This window comes from Carnobacterium sp. (genome assembly GCF_032094055.1).
GTDB lineage: Bacteria > Bacillota > Bacilli > Lactobacillales > Carnobacteriaceae > Carnobacterium_A.
Map to the genome: position 1 here is coordinate 11,818 of NZ_DAMDAK010000029.1, position 2,858 is coordinate 14,675.

2 protein-coding genes and 1 pseudogene are annotated in these 2,858 nt (G+C 37.1%); all 3 read right to left on the reverse strand.

The window, feature by feature from the left end; translation table 11 throughout:
- Positions 1–128: pseudogene (locus RT405_RS06190) on the reverse strand (ribosome small subunit-dependent GTPase A); the annotation flags it as partial.
- Positions 129–268: 140 nt separating this feature from the next.
- A complete protein-coding gene (gene pknB / locus RT405_RS06195) occupies positions 269–2,266 on the reverse strand; it encodes a Stk1 family PASTA domain-containing Ser/Thr kinase (protein WP_313468462.1) in 1,998 nt (665 codons plus the stop codon).
- On the reverse strand, positions 2,253–2,858 hold a 606-nt coding region (locus tag RT405_RS06200; RefSeq protein ID WP_313468464.1), incomplete at its 5' end, for a protein phosphatase 2C domain-containing protein. The genes RT405_RS06200 and pknB, both read right to left, overlap by 14 nt.

Consider the following 2,858-nt stretch of genomic DNA (forward strand, 5'->3'; position numbering starts at 1 on the left):
TAATCGCCTACCATTGGAGTTAGTTTGCGTTTCCTAAAATTTCCTCTGCCACGCGTTTGATAGGTATCTCCATCAACATAAACATAATAAAATCCGCTTAATGCTTTTCTAATTTGTCCTTTTGTCACATGATCCCTCCCATTATAGCTATTCCTTTACATTGAAAAACATTAAAATCCTTCACTTTACTTCGTGTTCTATTTTAACATCAAAAAACCCGAAAGACTAGTTTACTTATCTTTCAGGTTTCCTATGTGCTGTATTTATTTTAAGGTGTTACTTCTGTGTTTTCTTCAATCATTTCTCCATCTCTGATAATGCGGTAACTTCCTTTTTTCCCTTCTTGTAAAACAAAAGGTATTTCTATTTCGGTATTTTCGGATATTTCAAATTGTTGATAAACTGTGCCCAGCTTATGCTCTTCATCATCAATATAAACAGTGATTGAGTTAGGAACCAACTGCATTTCTGTACTTTCTCCAGTACTGATAGATGAAGAAACTTTTTCTTCTGATTTTTTATAAGGAATCTCAACCTTTTTTGTAAATGTTTTTAAAGGAATTTCTTCAGGCCCTTGTGAAATCACCACAGAAATATTCGAACCTCCGTATAGAATCTCACCGGCAGCTGGTTCTTGTGAAATGACTTGTCCGTCTGCTATATCATTAGAATATTCTTTCGTGATCGTTACATTCAAATTGTTGTCATCTACGTAATCTTGTACTCCTTTTTCGGAATAGCCGCTCAGATCTCGCATTTCAAAGCCAGCTTTCCCCGTACTGACGGTAAATGTAATTGTCGTTTCCTCAGGAATAACCTCTTCATCTTCGTCAATATCTTGAGAAAGGATTAAGCCAGCTTCCACAGTATCACTGCTGTCATCTATTCGTTTAACTGTAAATTTTTGTTCAATTAATTGCGCACGAACTTCTTCATATGATTTGCCAGTATAATCTGAAAAGGCCACTGTCTCTTTTCCTGAACTGACCAATAAATTGACTGTAGAGTCCTCTTTGATCGTTGCCCCTGTTTTAGGATCCGTACGAATAACCAGTCCTTTTTCAACTTCATTATTTGCTTCTTCAACAACATCTCCTAAGACCAAATTATGGGTTGATAAGGCTTTAGTCGCCTCGTTTTTTGTCATACCCGTTAAATCAGGCACACTGATATCTTTAGGACTGCTAAACACTAGTACAGCAAATACAATTGCCCCTACTAAAAACAACCCCAATAAAGTCAGCCATAGAGCCTTAGCTTTTTTATTTTTTGGTTTTTTCTCGTTTTTTATTTCATCTTTGTTTGTCTCTGTTCCTTTTTCCGGCAATTCTTTTGATTCGACTAAAGAACTGTCTGTTACAACCGCTTCTTTTGGTTTGATCGGCTCTAATACTTTTGTATTTTCCAACATGCTGGCTGGAACAAATTTAGGCTCATTGCTTCTTTGTGGTAACAAAGATGTTGCCAAATCATTCTGCATTTCATGTACAGTACGGTAACGATCTGCCACTTCTTTAGCAGTAGCTTTCAAGACCACATTTTCTAAAGCTTGCGGTATCCGTTGATCATATTCTTTTACAAAAGGAACACTTTCTTGGAAATGTTTCAAAGCGATTGAAACTGCTGATTCTCCATCAAAGGGAACATGACCTGTCAATAATTCATACAGGATAATACCCAAAGAATAAATATCTGATTGATTAGTAGCCATTCCGCCACGTGCTTGTTCTGGCGAGAGGTAGTGAACCGAACCCAAAAGAGAATTAGTTTGAGTAATAGACGTTTGAGACAATGCCACGGCGATCCCAAAATCAGTAATCTTCACTACTCCATCTTCATCAATCAAAATATTTTGCGGTTTTAAATCTCGGTGAATAATGCGATTGTGATGTGCAGTAGCTACTGCAGATAACACCTGATCCATAATATCAATTACTTTTTGGTAAGGAATCGGGAAATGATTATGAATATATTTTTTTAAATCCGTTCCTTTAACATATTCCATCACAATGTATTGATTGTTGTCTTCTTCCCCAATATCATAAACACTTACAATATTAGGGTGGACCATCTCAGTTGCCGCAAGTGCTTCTCGCTTAAATCGTCGGATAGTATCTTGATCGTCTCGGAAATCATAACGCAAAACTTTAACTGCTACATCCCGATCTACAATTAAATCATGTGCTAAGTATACGTGAGCCATACCTCCGCCGCCAACAGTTCCTGTAATCTTATAGCGGCCGTTTAGTTTTCTACCAATCTCCATTGTTCTCTCCCTCCTTCCTGTCAAAAAAATCGATTAGCAGCACTGTTATATTATCGTAACCACCGCGTGCATTAGCAAGCGAGATTAAACTCGTTACTTTTTCTTCAAGTGAAGTGCTTCGTTCCCTTAAGATTTCTGCGATTTCCACATCTTTCACCATATTCGTCAATCCGTCCGAACAAAGTAGCAATTGATCTTCTTTTAGAACAGAAACGACCATTAAATCCACTTCTACTTTTTCAGAAGCACCTAAAGAACGCGTTAAAACATTTTTTTGAGGATGCTTTAAAGCAGCTTCATTTGTTAGTTCACCGCTTTTTACTAATTCATTAACCAAAGAATGGTCATCCGTTATTTGTTTTAATGTTCCATCGGCATAATGGTATCCGCGACTGTCTCCTATATTGGCTACGACTAGCTGATTATCGATATAAACAGCAGCTACCAGAGTCGTTCCCATCCCTTCTAAATCAGGAAATTGATGAGATTTTTCAACGATCCGCTTATTTTCTGTATTAATATTTTGTAACATCCACTGACTAACAGCTTCTAATTCATTTACTTCTGTTTCTTCCCAAGCATTTCCTAAATG